This window comes from Paenibacillus sp. FSL F4-0236 (assembly GCF_038000135.1).
Classification (GTDB): Bacteria; Bacillota; Bacilli; order Paenibacillales; family Paenibacillaceae; genus Paenibacillus_AQ.
This window is the reverse complement of record NZ_JBBOBK010000001.1, coordinates 3571605-3590399: the sequence shown is the minus strand read 5'-3', so window position 1 is coordinate 3590399 and position 18795 is coordinate 3571605. Positions and strand designations below refer to the sequence as shown.

At 44.3% G+C, this 18795-nt stretch carries 12 protein-coding genes; 9 read left to right on the top strand and 3 right to left on the bottom strand.

Annotated elements, in window-relative coordinates; genetic code table 11:
• Positions 1-32: 32 nt before the first annotated feature.
• On the bottom strand, positions 33-929 hold the full coding sequence (locus tag NSQ29_RS16330) for an AraC family transcriptional regulator (protein WP_341125597.1): 897 nt from the start codon (positions 927-929) through the stop codon (positions 33-35).
• A gap of 141 nt (positions 930-1070) precedes the next feature.
• On the opposite strand from NSQ29_RS16330, the gene NSQ29_RS16325 reads away from it, so the two are divergent.
• The 5 genes from NSQ29_RS16325 to NSQ29_RS16305 all read left to right on the top strand — a co-directional run bounded on the left by NSQ29_RS16325 (position 1071) and on the right by NSQ29_RS16305 (position 4822).
• Complete coding sequence (locus tag NSQ29_RS16325; RefSeq protein ID WP_042186958.1) at positions 1071-1691, top strand: DapH/DapD/GlmU-related protein; 621 nt, start codon at positions 1071-1073, stop codon at positions 1689-1691.
• A complete protein-coding gene (locus NSQ29_RS16320) occupies positions 1688-3040 on the top strand; it encodes an MATE family efflux transporter (RefSeq protein WP_341125596.1) in 1353 nt (450 codons plus the stop codon). Before NSQ29_RS16325 ends, NSQ29_RS16320 begins: the two co-directional genes overlap by 4 nt.
• A 28-nt stretch (positions 3041-3068) precedes the next feature.
• Positions 3069-3452 (top strand): VOC family protein, encoded by a 384-nt coding sequence (locus NSQ29_RS16315; protein ID WP_339270345.1) that lies wholly within the window; start codon positions 3069-3071, stop codon positions 3450-3452.
• Between the two features lie 12 nt (positions 3453-3464).
• Positions 3465-4112 carry a sugar O-acetyltransferase gene (locus tag NSQ29_RS16310; protein ID WP_341125595.1) on the top strand — a complete coding sequence of 216 codons (648 nt, stop codon included), beginning with the start codon at positions 3465-3467 and terminating at the stop codon, positions 4110-4112.
• 227 nt (positions 4113-4339) lie between these two features.
• Entirely contained in the window at positions 4340-4822 is a 483-nt protein-coding gene (locus NSQ29_RS16305) for a DinB family protein (RefSeq protein ID WP_042186968.1), read from the top strand.
• 167 nt (positions 4823-4989) lie between these two features.
• On the opposite strand, the gene NSQ29_RS16300 is transcribed toward NSQ29_RS16305, so the two are convergent.
• Together NSQ29_RS16300 and NSQ29_RS16295 are read right to left on the bottom strand one after the other, a co-directional pair.
• A complete protein-coding gene (locus NSQ29_RS16300; protein ID WP_149644010.1) occupies positions 4990-6600 on the bottom strand; it encodes a response regulator in 1611 nt (536 codons plus the stop codon).
• A 30-nt stretch (positions 6601-6630) separates the two neighbouring features.
• On the bottom strand, positions 6631-8409 hold the full coding sequence (locus NSQ29_RS16295; RefSeq protein ID WP_341125594.1) for a sensor histidine kinase: 1779 nt from the start codon (positions 8407-8409) through the stop codon (positions 6631-6633).
• A 352-nt stretch (positions 8410-8761) separates the two neighbouring features.
• Here NSQ29_RS16295 and NSQ29_RS16290 point away from each other — a divergent pair, with 352 nt between their 5' ends.
• The 4 genes from NSQ29_RS16290 to NSQ29_RS16275 all read left to right on the top strand — a co-directional run bounded on the left by NSQ29_RS16290 (position 8762) and on the right by NSQ29_RS16275 (position 18790).
• The gene (locus NSQ29_RS16290; protein WP_341125593.1) at positions 8762-10105 is read left to right on the top strand and encodes an ABC transporter substrate-binding protein; all 1344 of its coding nucleotides are present in this window, start codon (positions 8762-8764) and stop codon (positions 10103-10105) included.
• A 72-nt stretch (positions 10106-10177) separates the two neighbouring features.
• Positions 10178-11116: a carbohydrate ABC transporter permease gene (locus tag NSQ29_RS16285; protein ID WP_076283100.1), complete on the top strand. Its 939-nt coding sequence runs from the start codon at positions 10178-10180 to the stop codon at positions 11114-11116.
• Between the two features lie 15 nt (positions 11117-11131).
• Positions 11132-11971 carry a carbohydrate ABC transporter permease gene (locus NSQ29_RS16280; protein ID WP_081392974.1) on the top strand — a complete coding sequence of 280 codons (840 nt, stop codon included), beginning with the start codon at positions 11132-11134 and terminating at the stop codon, positions 11969-11971.
• Positions 11972-12127: 156 nt separating this feature from the next.
• Positions 12128-18790, top strand: a complete 6663-nt coding sequence (locus NSQ29_RS16275; RefSeq protein WP_341125592.1) for an S-layer homology domain-containing protein — start codon at positions 12128-12130, stop codon at positions 18788-18790.
• Positions 18791-18795: the final 5 nt, after the last annotated feature.

The following is an 18795-nucleotide window of genomic DNA, read 5'->3' as shown; positions in this document are numbered from 1 at the left end:
CGGAATGATCTTGGGAAGCACCCGTCAATAAGCTAATTTGAATGGGAAGGTGTTCGAGATTTCATTCGGTAATTCTGAGGCGTCAATCCAGTCTCATTACGAAAAACTGATGAAAAATAGCTCGCACTTTGAAATCCGCAGTTCATCGCAATTTCACTAATCGATCGATTAGTTCCTACCAGCATCTCGGAGCTCTTTTGAATACGATATCGCACTAGGTAAGTATTAGGCGTTTGGCCAATGTATGTGCCAAACAACTCGCAACATCTGCTCCTGCAAACAGACCCAGCGGTAGCGATGTCATTCAGGGTTACTCTAAGGTCAAAATGATGATGAATAAATCCTGTCATTTTCCAAACGGCAATCCATGATTGGTCATCATTTATCTGCCCAGGAACCCTCTGTATATGATCTCCGACGTCTGCACATAGTGATGTAGCCAGTGAAAGAAGGCGTAGTGGGTTGCAAGGAATGCTGTTCATTTCTTCATAAATCCGATGTAAGGAATGCAGGATTTCCTTTTCCCACGTGCTTTGTGAAGTAATCATAATATAGTCTTCAGTATTAGAACCGAATTTCTCATCCCAATATACTTTGCCTACATGTGTGTTTATTCCGAGTAGTGAAGGATGAACAGCAACGACAATGAATGTACAATCCAATTTATTGGTGGAGAAACCATAATGCATACGCTTGCTATTAACGAATATTCCGTTACCTCGTTCAATCAGTACAATTTCTCCGTTTACAAAATACTCCATCTCCCCATCTAGCACTAAAATAAATTCCAAGTCCGGATGCCAATGGCATGCTGCTGCATATTTATCGAAATGATTAAGTGCTCCTTTTCGTACGTATAGTGGAAAATCAGGAAGATTATAATTTAGTTCTTCCGATAAATCAGAGAATACTTCCAGCTCTGCACTCACAATCACATCTCCCTCAAACAAAATACGATTTTAATAGAATTATATTTGATTTCGGTGGATAGGACTACTCAGAAATTATACAATTTTGATATTGCACGACAATAATACAAAATCCAAAAGATATTATAAGGAGCCAGAAATATGACGATGAGAGAACGTATTGCCTCCGGTAAACTATTTACTGATTACTGTGAAGGACTGCCTGAAGACAGACTACAGGCAAAAAGAAGAATGCATGCCTTTAATATAACAGCGCCAGATAATCTAGAAAAACGTACACAACTCATGCAAGAGATATTTGGTAAAGAAACAAAGGTGTGGATCGAGCCGCCCTTTTACTTTTGCTATGGTACGAATATTGAGATTGGAGATGGAACGTACATTAATTTTAATTGTAATTTTGTTGACGACACTAAAATTATTATCGGAAAAAATGTTATGTTCGGTCCATCTGTAACGATTGCTACAGTGGGACATCCAATCCATCCAGATTACAGAGGATATATGTATGCTGATCCGGTGAAAATTGAGAACAATTGTTGGATCGGGGCGAATGTTACAATTTGTCCAGGGGTCACAATTGGAGAAAATACCGTTATTGGTGCCGGCAGTGTTGTAACAAAAGATATTCCGGCTAACTCTATTGCTGTTGGTAATCCATGCAGGGTGATGCGCACCATTAATGAACACGACCAAAAATACTATTACAAAGACAAAGAGATCACTAAGGAAGATCTGGATGAAGAAGCACGCTTGAGATGAGAGATAAGCATTTCAATCGTCAATTGCTTAATTTGGTCATTCCGATTGCTTTACAAAACCTCATTTCATCGTTAGCCGTGACAATAGATATATTCATGTTAGGTTTTATAAACCAGTCTACAATGTCTGCTGTATCGTTGGCTGGGCAAATTACATTTGTTTTAACACTGTTTTATATGGGATTGGCTGCAGGAGTAGGTATTTTGACTGCTCAGTATTGGGGAAAGAAAGATTTAATGACAATTGAACGAGTCTTTAGTATCGGATGTACGATGTCTATTATTATATCCGCTATCTTTTTTGGGATATCGCTGTTAATGCCGGATCAATTAATGCGATTTTTCACAACTGACGTCGAGTTAATTCAATATGGATCGAGTTTCTTGCGAGTGATCTCGTTCTCCTATCTGATAAGCGGAATATCTCAAATGTACTTTAGTGTCATTAGAAGCATGGAAAATGCCCGTGTGAGTGCCTGGATCAGTTCTATGTGTCTTATATTGAACATTCTCTTGAATGTAATAAGTATTTTCATACTTTATCCGGGTAATTCAGAAAAGGCTATAGTGGCAGTTGCTTTCTCTACAGTTTTGGCACGTATCGTTGAATTTGGTTGCTGTATCATCCACTCGATCAAATCAAATATAAAGTTTAGGTTACCTTTACGTGACATGCTTCAGCGTAATTTGATTAAGGATTTTTTGAGGTATACACTACCCGTCCAAGGAAATTATATTGTTTGGGGATGCGCATTAACTGTGACATCTGCAATTATTGGACATATCAATGCAGATATGGTCGCTGCAAATTCAGTTGCCTCGGTCGTTAAGAATCTGGTCATTGTATTATGTGGAGGTATTGCAAGTGGTGGCTCCGTACTTGTTGGTAAATATCTAGGCAATGGCGAAATTGAAATGGCTAAAAGAGCTGGGAAAATATTAAATGTATATGCTATTTTGTTTGGCATTGTTGCAGGTATTACTTTGCTATTACTGAAGCCTATAGTGTTTCTACTTGTTAATTTGGATGATCAAGCACAAATATATTTGAGTGGAATGCTTCTTGTCTGTGCTTATTGTTGTATTCCGAAATCGATAAACTCCACGACGATTGGAGGAATATTTGTTGCTGGAGGGGATTCTAGATTTGGCTTTTGGTGTGACACGATTGTAATGTGGGGCATCATATTACCATTAGGATACATGAGTGCATTTGTGTGGCATCTCTCCCCTCTAACGATATTTATTATCATCAATTTAGACGAGGTTATTAAAGCCCCGATTGCCTTAATGCGTTATTTTAAATTTAAATGGCTTAACGATATTACGAGGAATTATGTTCAAAACTAATACATGTAGTGACGGAAAGGAGATTTTTATGAAAATTGAACATATTGCTATGTATGTACAAGATTTAGAAAGCTGCAGACAATTTTATAGTCAATTCTTTAATGCTAAGTCAAATCGACAATACCATAATCCGAAAACGGGATTAAGAACCTATTTTCTCACGTTTGAGGGTGGCGCGAGATTGGAGATTATGAGCAGACCGGATATGATAGAAGGAGTTCATGATCTCTTGCGGACGGGCTTAACTCATTTAGCTTTCAGCTTAGGCAGTAAGGAACAAGTCGATCTGCTGACCAAGCAATTGGCAGAAGCGGGATTTAGAACGTTAAGTGGACCACGGACCACAGGTGACGGATATTATGAAAGCAGTATTTTAGGGCCAGAAAACATTCAAATTGAACTTACTGTCTAAAAACTAAAAGAGGTGAACAATTTGACAGAAGAAGAACGAATATTCAAAGGGATATTATACAATCCAGGTAACATAGAACTAAAGCGTAAAAAGCTTCTCGCCCACAATTTGAGTAGTCAATATAGCCGAACATTTGAGGATCAGACAGAGGAGCGGGAAGCGATATTGTCACAGTTACTTGATAGCATAGGGGAGCATTGTTTTATCCAGGGTCCCATTTTTTTTCATTATGGTGTTCATACAAAAATTGGTGATCATTTTTTTGGAAACTATAACCTTACAGTCCAGGATGATGCACAGGTTACGATAGGTGATCATGTGAGTTTTGGACCTAATGTAACCATCGTTACGCCTATTCACCCATTCGTTGCCTCCGAGCGTAGGCAAATGCTTGATCAAAATGGTGATGCTGCGTCTTTATGCTATGCAAAGCCTGTTAGCATTGGTAACGATGTTTGGCTCTCAGCAAATGTAACTGTATGTGGAGGTGTTACGATTGGTGATCGATGCGTAATAGGTGCAGGTAGTGTCGTGACTCAGGACATCCCAGAAAATTCTTTTGCTGCAGGTGTACCGTGTAAGGTGATCCGTAAAATAACCAATCAGGATAGCATGCGCCATAAACCGGAAATACTTTCAGATTGCGATTTAATCGAGTAGAAATGTAACCTCCCAAACCATAGACCAGATTTTAGATGAAATAGAGACCATTAAGAGGGCGTTATATTATGCCAAAATCAGTAATACTCCGAAAGTCCCCTTTTTCTCAAGTTAAGTGAAAAATATGTTGGTCCTTTAGATTATTTGTAACAGACCCTGTGACAGGTTATAATTTAATTGGTATGACTAAGTAATCGTTATTTAACGACCAATAAAGGGGATTTCAAATGTACAGAACAGTTCAAGATTTTCTAGGAGAATGGGCAAGCGCTTCTGCTGGGACAATTCGCGTTCTTGAATCACTTACCGATGACAAATTAGATCAGGTAATTGTTGAAGGTCACAACTCATTGGGATGGTTAGGTTGGCACTTGGCAACCTGTCCGATGTTTTTTGGTGGTCAGGTAGGGTTAACACTTACTCCAGTAGGCAATCCGAAGGAAGTTCCGGCTCATGCGGCTGTGATTGTTGAAGCGTATAAGAATATTGCGGCTAATATTGCTTCTGAGGTTGAGAAATTAACGGACGAGCAAATGGTTGAGAGTGTACAGACCTTTGCAGGATTAATGCCTCGTGGTGCAATGCTTAGATCGCTTATAGATCACCAGACACATCATCGTGGTCAAATGACTGTTCTCTTACGTCAAGCAGGTCTTCGTGTACCTGGCGTAATTGGTCCTACTCGAGAAGAACAAGCTCAAATGAAATAGTTACTGGTGCTTGTCCCTAGTGATAGCTTGCCGAATAGGGATGGCACTACGAAAAAATCTCGTTTCCTAGACATTTGTCTTGGAAACGAGATTTTTTGTTGTCGGAAGGAGTGTCACTATTATTGCTAAAGAATGCTGTTGCTTTTTGGAGGGGCCGGCGATCACTATCAGCCTGCTTCAATTTGTTGCATATATTCTCTGGGTGAAATCCCCGTCACTTTCTTGAAGACCTTACTGAAATAGAAGGCACTTTCATAACCGAGTTTTTGGGAAATTTCGTAAATACGACCTTCACCGCGCATCATCATTTCCTTGGCCACAGTGATTTTAGTCTCCGTGATATATTCTACATAATTGACCTTAGCGACTTTGGAGAACAGATGGCTTAAATAGTTTGGACTGAAATTGAAGACATCTGCTACTTGATTCAGTGAAAGCTTAGTGCCGAGATTTCTTTTGATGTATTCCTGGACATTTTTGACGATTTGTTCTTTATAGCTTTGTCTTCGAGTAGAGAGAATTTCCGAGCAGCCATCACGGAACTGAATCAACCAGCCGGCGATCTCTTCAATCGTATGCATCTGATAGATGGCCCGGTATCCTTCCGGCTCATTTTCGAAGATATGCTCTACAATATTTTCTCCATCCGCTAGAAGCGAAGTGGCCATATACAGAATATTGCAGGCAGCATCGGTGGCGGGCACCAGTAAGTCAGGTCGGTCTTCGAAGATTTCAATCATCTTGGAGATGATGGTGTATAAAGCAAGGGTATCTAGTTCTTCAAAAGCACGGCGGATCTCCGAACGAGATTCAGAGAAATCAAACAACGGATGTTCCTGCTCTAGAGGTTCATTCTCATCGAAGAAAACAAAAGACCGTTCTTGCACGGCAACTGGCAATGCCTTTCGAGCTGCTAGGTAGCTCTCCCGCATTAAATAAGGGTCCTCGACGGCAAACCCTATGGCACCAATAATCGTTACATTGAAATAGTTATGTAATACGGATGCCATGTCGGTAAGTTGCTTCTCAATGTCAGACATCCAGTGACGGGGATCGACTTCGGGGACAGGTAGAGCAACGGCGAAATTACGTAAGTCAAGACTGGTTACATAACAGGGTTGTATAGAAGTAAGCGTATCCTTTGCCATTTGCACAGTGCTTGAGCATAAGGCAACCAGCTTATCTCCACGGGGAGGGACAGTGTCTGGGCCCAGAATGCGGCAAGTACAGACTAGGTAGGCGGGCTCGGAAAACTCTAACGCCAAATCCTCTTTCTGCAGGAGATACTGGTTCTTATTCTCGAACAGGTTATTGAACAGACGAATGAAGAATTTATCACGCTGCGCCTGAAGGTTGCCACGGTGAACAAGCTTTGGGTAGCTTTCCATCGTCTGGTAACTCTCTAGAAAGGAAATAGCCTTTCGGATGGATTCGGCCAGTGCTTCCGGAGTGAGTTCCAGCTTTACTAGATAATCCGTGGCCTGCACCTCTATAGCTGCGCGTGCGTATTGAAATTCTTCATAACTAGTCAACATAATGAATAGCGGAAGTCGACCATATTTTTGGCGTATCGAAGCGGCAACCTCTAAACCGCTCTTAATTGGCATTTTGATATCGCTGATTACGATGTCCGGGCGGAGAGTGTCAATCATCTCTTCTTCTTGAGCACCGTTGTGCGCGATACCGACAATCTCTATATTATATTGCTCCCATTTCAGCATAGACTGCAAGCCGATACAGACAAGAGCTTCGTCGTCGGCAATTAATAATTTTATCAATTTGACCACATCCTTGCTAGATTTGCCATTCTACTCTTTTTGTATAAATGGTAGAAGGATTTTCATTAGAGTATACTGGCCCATTTCACTCTCAATCGAAAGACCGTAATTCTCCCCAAAGGCTAGCCGTAAACGCTCATTTACACTATGGAGTCCAACGTTCTCGAAAACTCCCCTAGTTCCATCCTCCGATTCACACAGAATGGTGGAGATTTGTTCTTCCTTCATGCCTACACCGTTGTCTTCAATCGTGACCAGGATATCGGCAAAGCCGCTTTTTTTCACCGTGATGAGAATATCTCCTCTACCTTTGGGCTCGATGCCATGGAAGATAGCATTCTCAACCAGAGGTTGTATCGTGAAACGGGGAATCAGGCCGGAGAGCAGTTCCTCATCTTCAATTTCCTTCACCATCGAGACTGTACTGCCATACCGGTATTTCTGAATCAGAAAATAGTCATCGAGCAGGCTTAACTCATCTTTCAGTGGCATTAGTCTCCGGTTGTCTTTGGCGATGCTCCGCAGCAGTCTGGAGAGTGAAGTAGTCATTTCTGCAATGCCGGTAGCATTCTGAATCGTAGCCATCCATTTGATCGAATTCAGTGTGTTGTACAAGAAGTGGGGATTGATCTGACTTTGCAGCATCCTGTACTCTAGCTCCTGTTTCTGCTTCTCGTCAGCGAGCCGGCTATCCATGAGCGCAACAATGTCCTGTGATAGGCGGTTGATACCTCGACCAACATCACCTAGTTCACTGTTCCATTCGATATTGCGGTCCAGCAAGAAGTTGCCCTGGGCAATCTTATCAATTCGCTTCTTTAATTTCTCTACCGGGAGACTGATGTTACGGGTTAAGTACAAAGTAATAATGCCGCTTAAGACGATGACAAGTAAACAAACGCCAAGCATTACCAGAATCCATATATTTGCTTTGGGAGCGAATTGATCATTGGATAAGGTCTGCGACAGAATCACTCCACTCCGAACGGGATAAGAGACCACGATTTGGCTTTCTTCATCCTCCAACTTGATCATGGACAGCTCGGTTTGTGGACCGACAGGCTTATCATCGGTATAGGCCACAGGTTCATACGGCGTAGTCATTGCAGTCACTTTATCGCCAATGAGCTGATAATGATGATTGCCGAGCGTCAACAGCATTCGGGAGTTCTTAGGCAGGGAATACCCCTTCAACTTGTCGGTAATTAAGGAAGTATTAGCTAGTAAGTAGACCGTTCCAATCCGGGCAGCCCCATCTCCGTAAATAGGTAGAATAAAAGGAATTCCGTTCGTGGTGGAGAGCGGGTCCTTAATTACTTGTTCCCACTGCTCCACAGCATCTTTATTTAGTCCGGGAATTTGACCGATATTGTGTACAGTAAGTGGAATTGAAGTGCTGACGGAATTATCCACCTGCAGGAACTTTCCGTTGTTACCCGTAACAATCAAGCGGCGGACATAGCTATTGGACCGATTGATCCGAAAGTCCTCCTGCATGGAGTTAAATACATTAACAGCATCCTTGGCGCTTGCCTTCGGAGATACAAAATAATCAGTGAGTAATGTATTGGTGGACGAGTTGGTGCTATTGGTCATCGCTAATGAGGAGAGATTAATCAAATCTTGTTCAATAATATGGGAAACTAGCTGCAGGTTGAACTCAGTCGCCTGGATGGTTGTTTTACGCTGATAATAGGTAATCAATTCATAGCTGAAAAAGGATAGCAGAGCGGCGATTAGTAGCGCAAAGATGGTCATGATCAGAATAATGCGGCTCTTAATGGTTGATTTTCTTACCGTATTGAACACTCCTCTACAAAATGCAGAAAAAATATAAAGCGGTTTCAAAAATATCTTTCAATTAATGCATGTTCAAAGTTAATCTTCTATTTATAATATGCTTAACTAGTTTACCGATATCCATATTAACACCATAGCATATTCCTGTGATTCCATACAGTGGAAGGCAGAGGTGCTGAGAAATTTACATGTTTTAAATAGGATTTTACAGGTTTGAAGCGAGGAGGAAGAGAAGAACAAAGAAAAGTGAATGAACTGAGTTTGAAAATACATGCCATTCTAGATGGGAAAGTCTTAAACTTTGAAATAGATCGGATGAGCCGATCAGTGTAAACAATCAGAAGGAAAAGGGGATTTTTATATGAAATTGAAAAGATTCTATGGCATGACTTTTGCCACAATACTCTCCCTAAGTGCGCTAGCTGGATGTTCCGGTAATAACAACAACAAAGGCAGTGCTGCAACAGCTGCTCCAGAAACGGGCAATACTGCAAACGCTTCCGCTGAACCGAAACAGGACCCTGTGACCTTGAAATGGGCATTGTGGGATTGGGAAGCCACAGCATACTATCAGCCGTTGATTGATGCCTATAAAGCTGAGCATCCGAATGTAACGATCGAATATGTCGATCTTGGTTCCACTGACTATATGACAATGCTGAGTACACAGTTGTCCGGTGGTGCAGATCTGGATGTACTTACGATTAAGGATATTCCTGGATACTCAAACCTCGTGAAACAAAATCACTTGGAGCCGCTCAAGGGATTCATGGGAGACAAAAACATTGATCCATCCGTCTATGGCGGTACTGTAGAACAGATTGAAGTGAACGATGAAGTGTATGCGCTTCCTTTCCGGAGTGATTTCTGGGTTGTCTACTATAATAAGGACTTGTTTGATAAAGCGGGAGTGGAGTATCCAAGTAATGATATGACATTCAACCAATATGATGAACTTGCTAGAAAAATGACCTCCGGCAGCGGTTCTGAAAAAGTATACGGAGCCCATTATCATACTTGGCGGAGCGCGGTTCAATTGTTCGGTATTCTTGACGGTAAGAACAACGTTGTCGGTGGAAACTACGATTTCCTGAAGCCAACCTATGAACGGATCTTGAAAGAACAGGAAGATGGTATCGTTATGGATTACGCCACACTAAAGACTTCAAGCACGCATTATTCCGGTGTATTCTACAACAATTCCGTTGCGATGATGAACATGGGCAGCTGGTTTATAGCAACTCAAATAGAAAAGGTGAAGAGCGGCGAGTCTCAATCAACCAACTGGGGAATTGTGAAATATCCTCACCCGGATGGTGTGGAAGCCGGTACAACACTGGGTACAATTACTTCCCTGGCTGTAAATCAGAAATCCAAAAATAAAGAAGCGGCACTTGATTTCATGAACTTTGTGACTGGTGAAGAAGGTGCAAAAGTCATTGCTTCCACCGGAACCATTCCAGCGATTAAGAACGATGAAGTTATCAGTTCCATTACTTCGATTGACGGTTTCCCTACGGATGATAACAGCAAAGCGGCACTGACTACGGTTCAGACTTATTTGGAAATGCCAATGCATGAAAAGAGTGCGGACATTGAAGTAATTCTAAACGAAGCCCACGATAACATTATGACCAAAAACGCTTCGATCGACGAAGGCTTGAAGGATATGAATACGCGCGTACAGCAGCTCTTGAACAATTAACCTGAAGAGAGTTGGTGAATTCTAAGGGCGGGTGAAAGCCCGCCTTTTATAGAAAGGTTTGGAGGAGAAAGAATGCAGAACGAAACCATATTGGATACAAAAAAAATTCCTAAACGTCATTTGTCAAAAGGTGTCCGGGAAAACCTGGTAGCGTACAGCTTCATTGCGCCGAACTTTATCGGATTTGCCGTGTTTACACTAGTACCCATGTTTTTCGCCTTTATCCTAGCTTTTGTGAAATGGGATGGGGCCAATCCAATGAAATATATCGGATTGGACAATTTCACCCGGCTTATTAAAGATACAACATTTCATAAAGCATTATGGAATACCATTGTTTACACTATTGGCGTAGTACCGTTCACCATGATTGTTGCGCTGGCGCTGGCGATTTTGCTTAATCAGAAGATCATGGCCCGCAATTTCATGAGAACCGTATTCTTTTTCCCATATGTGGCATCCTTGGTAGCCGTTGCTGCGGTATGGAACTTTATCTTTAGCCCTACGATGGGGCCGATCAACAATATTTTGCATACCCTTACCGGTATCCCACTGGAGGATCTTCCCCGCTGGGCGGCGGATAAACACTGGGCGATGTTCACAGTAATACTGTTCACTGTATGGAAAAACATGGGCTATTACATGGTCATTTACTTGGCAGGTCTACAGGGGATCAACCCTGAATTGTATGAGGCTGCTGAACTTGATGGTGCTAACGCCTGGAGAAGATTCCGCAATGTGACGGTCCCTCAACTGGCGCCTACATCCTTCTTTGTGCTGATGATTCTAGTCATCAATTCGTTCAAAGTCTACGATATTTTTATCAACCTATTTGCCGGCGCTGATAACCAGTTGAACGATTCTACAAGGGTTATGGTTTATCAAATCTACAATACGGCGTTCCGTTCGCTTGATTACGGATATGCCAGCGCCATGGCCATTGTATTGTTTCTGCTGGTACTTGGCATCACCATCGTCCAGTTCCGCGGCGAGAAGAAATACGGACAATAGGAGGATTCAAAAGATATGGTGGGTACAAATAAAGGAATTAGAATCGGCACGATGGTGCTAGTGTATATTTTGTTGTTTGCTACGGTGCTCTGTATGCTTGTTCCATATATATGGATGTTGTCTTCTTCGCTCAAGCTGAACAAGGATGTGTTCTCATTCCCGATGCAATGGATTCCGGCGAATCCGCGCTGGGGAAATTTCGTGGATATCTGGACCCGTATTCCACTGGACCGCTTCATTTATAACACGGCGAAATTATCAATTATCGTAACGATTTTGCAGCTATTGACTTCAAGTTTTGCTGCGTATGCATTCTCCAAACTGCAATTCAGAGGGAAAAATGTTTTATTCCTTGGATATATCGCTACGATCGCGATACCTTGGCAGGCATATATGGTGCCGCAATTTATCTTGATGCGTTACATGGGACTTAACAATACTCATCTGGCAATCATTCTATTGCAGGCATTCTCGGCTTTCGGAGTATTTCTGATGCGCCAGTTCTATCAGGGTGTCCCAGATGAATTATGCGAGGCGGCCCGAATCGATGGCTTGAGCGAATATGGGATTTGGGCGAGAATCATGCTGCCATTATCCAAGCCGGCTTTGTCCACCTTGACGATTTTTACCTTTGTTGCTACTTGGAATGACTTCTTGGGGCCGATGATTTATTTGACGGATACGAAACTCAAGACCATTCAAATTGGACTACGAATGTTCATTTCGCAATATTCTGCCGAGTACGGTCTGATAATGGCTGCAAGTGTGGTTTCCATTATTCCGGTTGTGATTGTTTTCTTGGCACTTCAGAAGTACTTCGTTCAAGGCGTCGCAGCATCTGGTATTAAAGGCTAGACAGGTTTGAACCTGGCAGTTGCAGTTTTCGCATGCTGCCAGTTTTTTTTAGCTTATCAATGAAATGAATGCGCTTTCTTTGTTTGCTGGGCGATAAAGTCAAATCAAGCATGAAACATGCCGAGAGACCATTTATAGCAAAAGGAGGATTAAAGAATGAGCAGAAAACACTCCGTTAGAAAAAAGCTATTCTCAATGATGATGACCACTGCGCTTGTAGTTGGAATGTTTCCGGCACTCCATATGCCATCTGTATCTGCGGCTACGGTGGATACTATTTTCGCAGCCGCCTATATGGGGGCGAAGACATCTGCTGACACTACTTTGCCTGCTAGCATTGACATTGGGGGCCAGTCTGCGACTGTGAAATGGAATATAGGTGAAGATACCTTTGCCGTTCCTTATGACACAGTGACAGTCACGGGTACAGCGAATGGTGGGCCGGTTGTTGCCAATGTAGAAGTTATTCCACCTTCAAGGAATCCGTTGGTTTACTTTGTGGATAGCGGCAGAGGGGGCGATTCCGTAGGTAATGGTCCTACTTCTTCGCCACTGTACGAAGCAGTAAAAACGCTGTCCGGTAGCACATTGCTCAACCCGTCACCAGATCAGAAATATGTCAGCGGAACGACTGCCTGGGGATTTGATGATTCCATCAACAAGGTGAAGAACTCCAAAGACGGAGGACTTACCGATCCTGCAACTGATCCATCCATATGGACAGTAGGACTTCGTGCCGACCCTACTAGCAATCATATTGTATATAAATTAATGGCTCCAGAAGCTGGAACCTATACACTCAGTAGTGGTTTCCATGATTGGTATGGCAGCCGCACTCGAGTAATACAGCCTCAGATCGAATATAAGGATACAAATGGTGCAACAAAGACGATCTCGTTTGCACAATTCAATACTAATGTGACTCCGCTTATTTCCGGCGAATTCACTATTCCCGGTGATATCGACGCTAGTAGCTCTATGACATTGACCTATGCCTATGTTTCCGGTGAGAAACCAATCTTAAGCTGGTTCGCCGTTGCCAAGGGCGGGATTCAAAAAGAGATCGAAGATGCTCGGCAGAACGCAGCTTCCATGGTCAAGGTTCTACTCGACGGCAACGATATTAAAGCGGACAATGTCAACGGCCTAACATTCAAGGGATTTGGCGTACTAAGTGCCAACAGCACCAGTGCCCTGTTGATGGATTATAAGGCTGAGCATCCGGAAGCTTACGCAGAAATGTTGCGGATTCTGTTCGGTGGAGAGCATCCCATCATGACGCATGTAAAAATAGAGATGGGCAATGACCGTAACAACTCTACCGGCCCGGACCCGGCTACTATGCGTACGGCCGATGAACAAGCCAATGTCACTAGGCATCCCGGATTCCAGCTTGCGGCTGACGCCAAGGCTACGAATCCGGATCTCAAGGTCAGCATCCTGCGATGGAGTGCTCCGGCCTGGGCAAGCAACAACGATAAAATCTATACCTGGTATAAAGATACAATTCTTGCTGCTTACCGTGAGTATGGCTATATGGTCGACTACGTCAATCCCCATATCAACGAGCATACGCCGGATTTGACCTGGACCAAACAGTACGCTGAGCGTGTTAAAACAGATAACGAAGGTTTTGCAAGCCCAGTAGAGCAAGCGCTCTATAACCAGATCAAAGTTGTGATCTCTGATGAAGTAGGGATTGGTTCATTTGGCGGCAGTATGGTAAGCGACGCTTCTCTAAGGGATGCGGCTCCGATCGCCGGATATCACTATAACACTGACGACGACAGCGCAGGCAATTTCAAAAAGCTCGCAGAACAATATGATATTGAAGTATGGAACAGTGAGGCGCAGTCCACCTTCAGTAACTCTGCCTTCCGTCCCAACAATAATGTGAAGGACCCTACAGTGGAAGGAACCGGCATCGGCGGTGTTGGCAGTCCACTGGAGATGAGCAATACGATTATTAAAGGATTCGTCAATTCCCGCCGGACGCACTTTATTTATCAGCCGGCCATCGGCTCCTTCTACGAAGGTGGACAATATTCGTTTAAGGAACTACTTAGCGCACGTGATCCGTGGTCGGGATGGATTCATTATGATGCAGGTCTTGTTGCTCTGCAGCATTACAGCTGGTTCGCCAATGTGGGCTGGGAGAACGAGGATAATACGGCAGGGATTTGGAGAGCAGTTCCTAAGGCTAGCTCCACGGGTGCGACAGGCACTAACCCTGTTAGCGGTCGCAACGGTTCTCCTAGCTATATGACGCTTGCTTCACCTGACAGAAGCGATTTTTCAACCGTTATTGTGAACGATAGTGAATATGCCAAAACCTATAAGCTTCAGACGGTAAATATGAACTTTGTGGGTAATCCCTCATTGGAAGTATGGGAGACTCGTGCGGCAGACGCGGGCGAAGCTTTCAACAGCAATTATATGAAATATCTCGGGGATGTCGCTGTTGATGGCAGTGGGGTTTATACCATTCATGTCAAACCATATTCGACATTGACTGTGACCACTCTGAAGAACAAGGACAATGAGGCGTATCAAACACCGTTACCTGTAGAAGGCGACCGCATCGTGCTTGATACCGACGCCACAGGGAGGATTCAAAATACAGCGGACAATATCCTGTACGCCGATGATTTTGACTACTCCAATCAATCCGTTGTGAAGATCGGGGCAGGTGGGCAGAATGCTGGCACCCAAAGCTATATTGAATCCCGCGGCGGTTCCAAAAGTGTGATACCACGGTATACGCACGACCGCAACGGTGCATTTGAGGCGTATCTTCCGGACGGGTCTGACAACTATGTTCTGCGCCAACAGCTGGATACGGAAATTATGGGGCTGGGTGGTACTTGGAACGGTGGAGATCCCGTAACGGCTATCGGTGATAACCGGTGGACGAATTACAAGGCCAGTGTAGATGTTTCGTTCGAGACGAACAGTACGCAGGGCGGAGCTAATTATGCTGCGATTGGCGCACGGTATCAAGGAGGCGGCAGCTCTCACACTATAAACGGCACACCTTATGTACTGAAGTTCTGGTTTGACGGAGGTTGGCAGCTGCTGGTCAATAATAGCGCAGTAGCGAGTGGCAATGTAGTGAGCGGTTCCGGTGGAGTAAAGCTGGATGGATTTAACACCGCACATGATGCCTGGCATAACATTGCCATTCAGGTTGCAGGCGATAAAGTGACTGCCTATTTGGACGATGTGAAACTGGCTTCTTATACTGATCCGAACCCTGAATTGTCTGGTCGGGTAGATTTAGCCAGTGGATATTATCATGTTCGTTTCGATAATCTGAAGGTCGAGACGATTGACGGCTATACGCCATACTATTCCGAATTACTGGATAATCTTGAAATGTATGATTTGGCTGCTACACCAAACCCTAAATTAAAATACGGCGGTTTGTGGAGTCATCAAAACGGGGCTGGTATGTATATTTATCAACGTTCCCTATCTACCAGTCAAGGTGCAGCTGCTACGATGGAATATTCTTTTGAAGGCACCGGGTTAGATATTCTGGGACCGAATAATGGATCGGCTAAGTTAGAAGTGACTGTTGATGATGAAATTGTCACACTGTCAGCCGATACGATGGCCTCTAAAGAACTCTACCAAACGTACACGCTTCGCGGACTTAAATATGGACAGCATAACGTTCAGATAAAGGTATTAAGCGGTACTTTGGTTGTGGACGCGGTGGCCGTTGTTTCCGGTGAAGTAAAAGGTACAGCGGACACAGCTGCTCTTCAATCAGCGGTAATAGCGGCGAAAGAAGTTATCAAACTGGATGAATATTCGGATAGAGACTGGCAGCTTTTTGCAGCCGCACAGAACACCGCCCAAGAAGCACTAGACAATGCTGCTGATTTCAGACTGGATCAGGAAGGAGCTGTGCAACTCGCGGGACGTCTGATTTCTGCCCAGAACCAATTGACAACAGGGGATATACGGGAGCTTGCTGCTCCTCAGGATATTGCCACTTATGTCGGGAAACTGCCGAATCTTCATGATAAGTTGGAGGCTATCCGAGAAGATGGATCCAAATTGCAGGTGTCTGTGAAGTGGAATTTAGACGCGGTCAGCTTCAATACACCCTATGAAAGAGTAGCTGTAACCGGCACTTATGGCAATCTAAAAACCACTGCTAATGTGGAAGTAGTGCCAGAAGGTCTCGTGTACTTTTTGGATGTCGGTGTTTCGGCGGATGTCGTCACACCACCCTATACGGTGATCAAGAATTTCGTGGGCGACAGCCTTCTGAATAGCACCGCGGATCAACTATCAACAGGCGCTGTGTGGGGTCATATCAATACAGGGGCAAATTATAATCTCAAAGGGCTTGGCGGTGCCGTGGTTATCACGGATAAAACTCAGACAGGTGTCTACAGCTCGAATACAAAGAATACACCTCTGATCTACACCCTCCCTCTGAGCGCAGGAAAGTACACGATTACATCGTTCCATCGGGACTGGTGGAATATGAGCAACCGCACGATGGATATCACGCTTAGCTACACTGATTCTGAAGGGAAGACAGTGAACGAAACGGTCAAGACCGGTGTACTCGCAGGTCCTAATGGCGTCACGATCACTAATGACTTTACGCTGCCGGTGAGCGGCGTCGTGAAATATTCGATAAACAATACGAATAGTCAGGCATCTGTGATCAGTTACTTAGCAGTGGCGAAGGACAGGGTCAGCATTGTCAATGAGCAGGCTGTAAACGAGGCTAAAAGTATTATAGAAGGTGCTGCATATAGCGTGCAGAAGGAAACAGCTAACAGCGAAGATGGAGTCCGGACCTGGCTGCTCCAAACGATGAACGGTTTAATCGGGTTCAGTGATACGGGGGTTACGATGGGTGATATCACCCTATCTTCGTTCCAGGAAGCTACTGATGACACAGCCGGCAGCTTCAGCTTCACAGTATTACTGAACAAGGGCGAGGCGAAGGCAGAAGCTGCGGCCAGCGGAACGATTAAGCTACCGGAGCCAGATATGAAGCAGCCGGAGATTACCTTGATAGGTGAAGCCATAGTCAATCTGCAGATGGGTTCTGAATATACGGATGCAGGAGCCACTGCGTATGACGACCAAGACGGTGATATCACAGACCGCATCAATACAACGGTCAGCAGTGAAGTGTATGGTCTGACGGAGTTAGATACAGCGCAAGCGGATATCTACACCTTCCATTACAATGTCAGCGATGCCGCAGGCAACACGGCTGCGGAAGTCACCCGAAAAGTAATCGTATCGGAAGATCCAGATGTACTGAAGCCGGTCATTACACTGCTTGGTGAACCATCTATTCAACTGGACAATGGCGCAAGCTATACAGATGCCGGAGCCACCGCAATGGATAACCGCGATGGCGATATTACAGAACGTATTGTGGCGACGATTACGAAGGATGGGAATCATACGGAGACGTTAGATACCTCATCAGCAGGCACTTATATTTATCATTATAATGTGAGCGATTCCGTGGGCAATACGGCTGTTGAAGTTATAAGAATAGTTACAGTGGGAGAAGCACAGCAACCGCCGACTTCAACACCAACGGTAGAACCAACACCGACAGTTGAACCCACAGCAAATCCTACACCAACACCTGTACCTGAAGTAACCTCAGGGCCGGTGTCGACCACAGCACCGACGGTATCGCCAACACCAACACCGCTGCCGCAGACCACGCGGATTCTTAACAGTGACGATTTCACGGCTCCGGTTGGAGGGGGAATAACAGTTCAGCTCACAGATGCTACTGATTCCGTACTGCTTCCTGTGGGAGTGTCAAATATTATCGGAGTGAACACGCTGCGTCTCGTATGGAATACATTTGCTATCCAACTGACCCCAGAAGCGCTAAAGAGTATCCAGGAGAAAGCTGCAGGAGGTCAAGTGGATGGAGCACGAATCAAACTCTCGGCCGTGAAGGCATCCAGAGTTGCCGTGGAACAGCTTATGAATAACCCAGCTGTCAACGGCTCGGTTCAGTTATCTGCTGCAAGTGATGTAATTAACTTCAGTTTGGAAGTTATTAGTACGAATGGCACTGCCGTACCGGTAACCCGTTTTGATAAGCCACTGACGCTTACCTTCATATTAGATTCAGATTCCAATCCTAATTTGCTGGGCATCTACAATATAGCCGGGAACGGAGCTCTTGAATTTATGGGCGGAACGCTAGCTGATGGAAAATGGAGTACGGAAATACAGCATTTCAGCCAGTTTGCAGTCCTAGAATATGACAAGACATTCTTGGATGTCAGTACGGATAGCTGGGCGAGGGATGTTATTAAGACAATGGCGGCTAAACATATTATCCAAGGTATTTCCGATACTGAGTTTAATCCGCAAGGGAAAGTGACAAGAGCACAATTCGCGACCATGATTGCAAGAGCGCTAGGCTTAGAGGCAGGAAGTCATTCAACGTTTATTGATGTGGACTCCAAAGCTTGGTATGCAGAGTACGTTGCAGCCGTAAGCGAAGCGGGCATAGTGCTCGGACGTAGTTCGGATTCATTCGCACCGGACCGCAGCATTACCCGCGAGGAAATGGCCGTAATGATCGTTAGGGCTTATGAATATTTACAAGGCAGCAAGGTAAATGAAGTTTCCGCAAGCTCGTTCAGTGATTATTCCCTAATTCATGACTGGGCACAGAAATCAGCAAGGTTCGCTGAGCAGGCAGGGCTGATAAAAGGACGCGGCAATATGCAATTCGCACCGCAAGAGATGATGACCCGTGCCGAAAGTGCGCAAGTCATCGCCAATCTGCTGGGATATTTGTAAGCCGC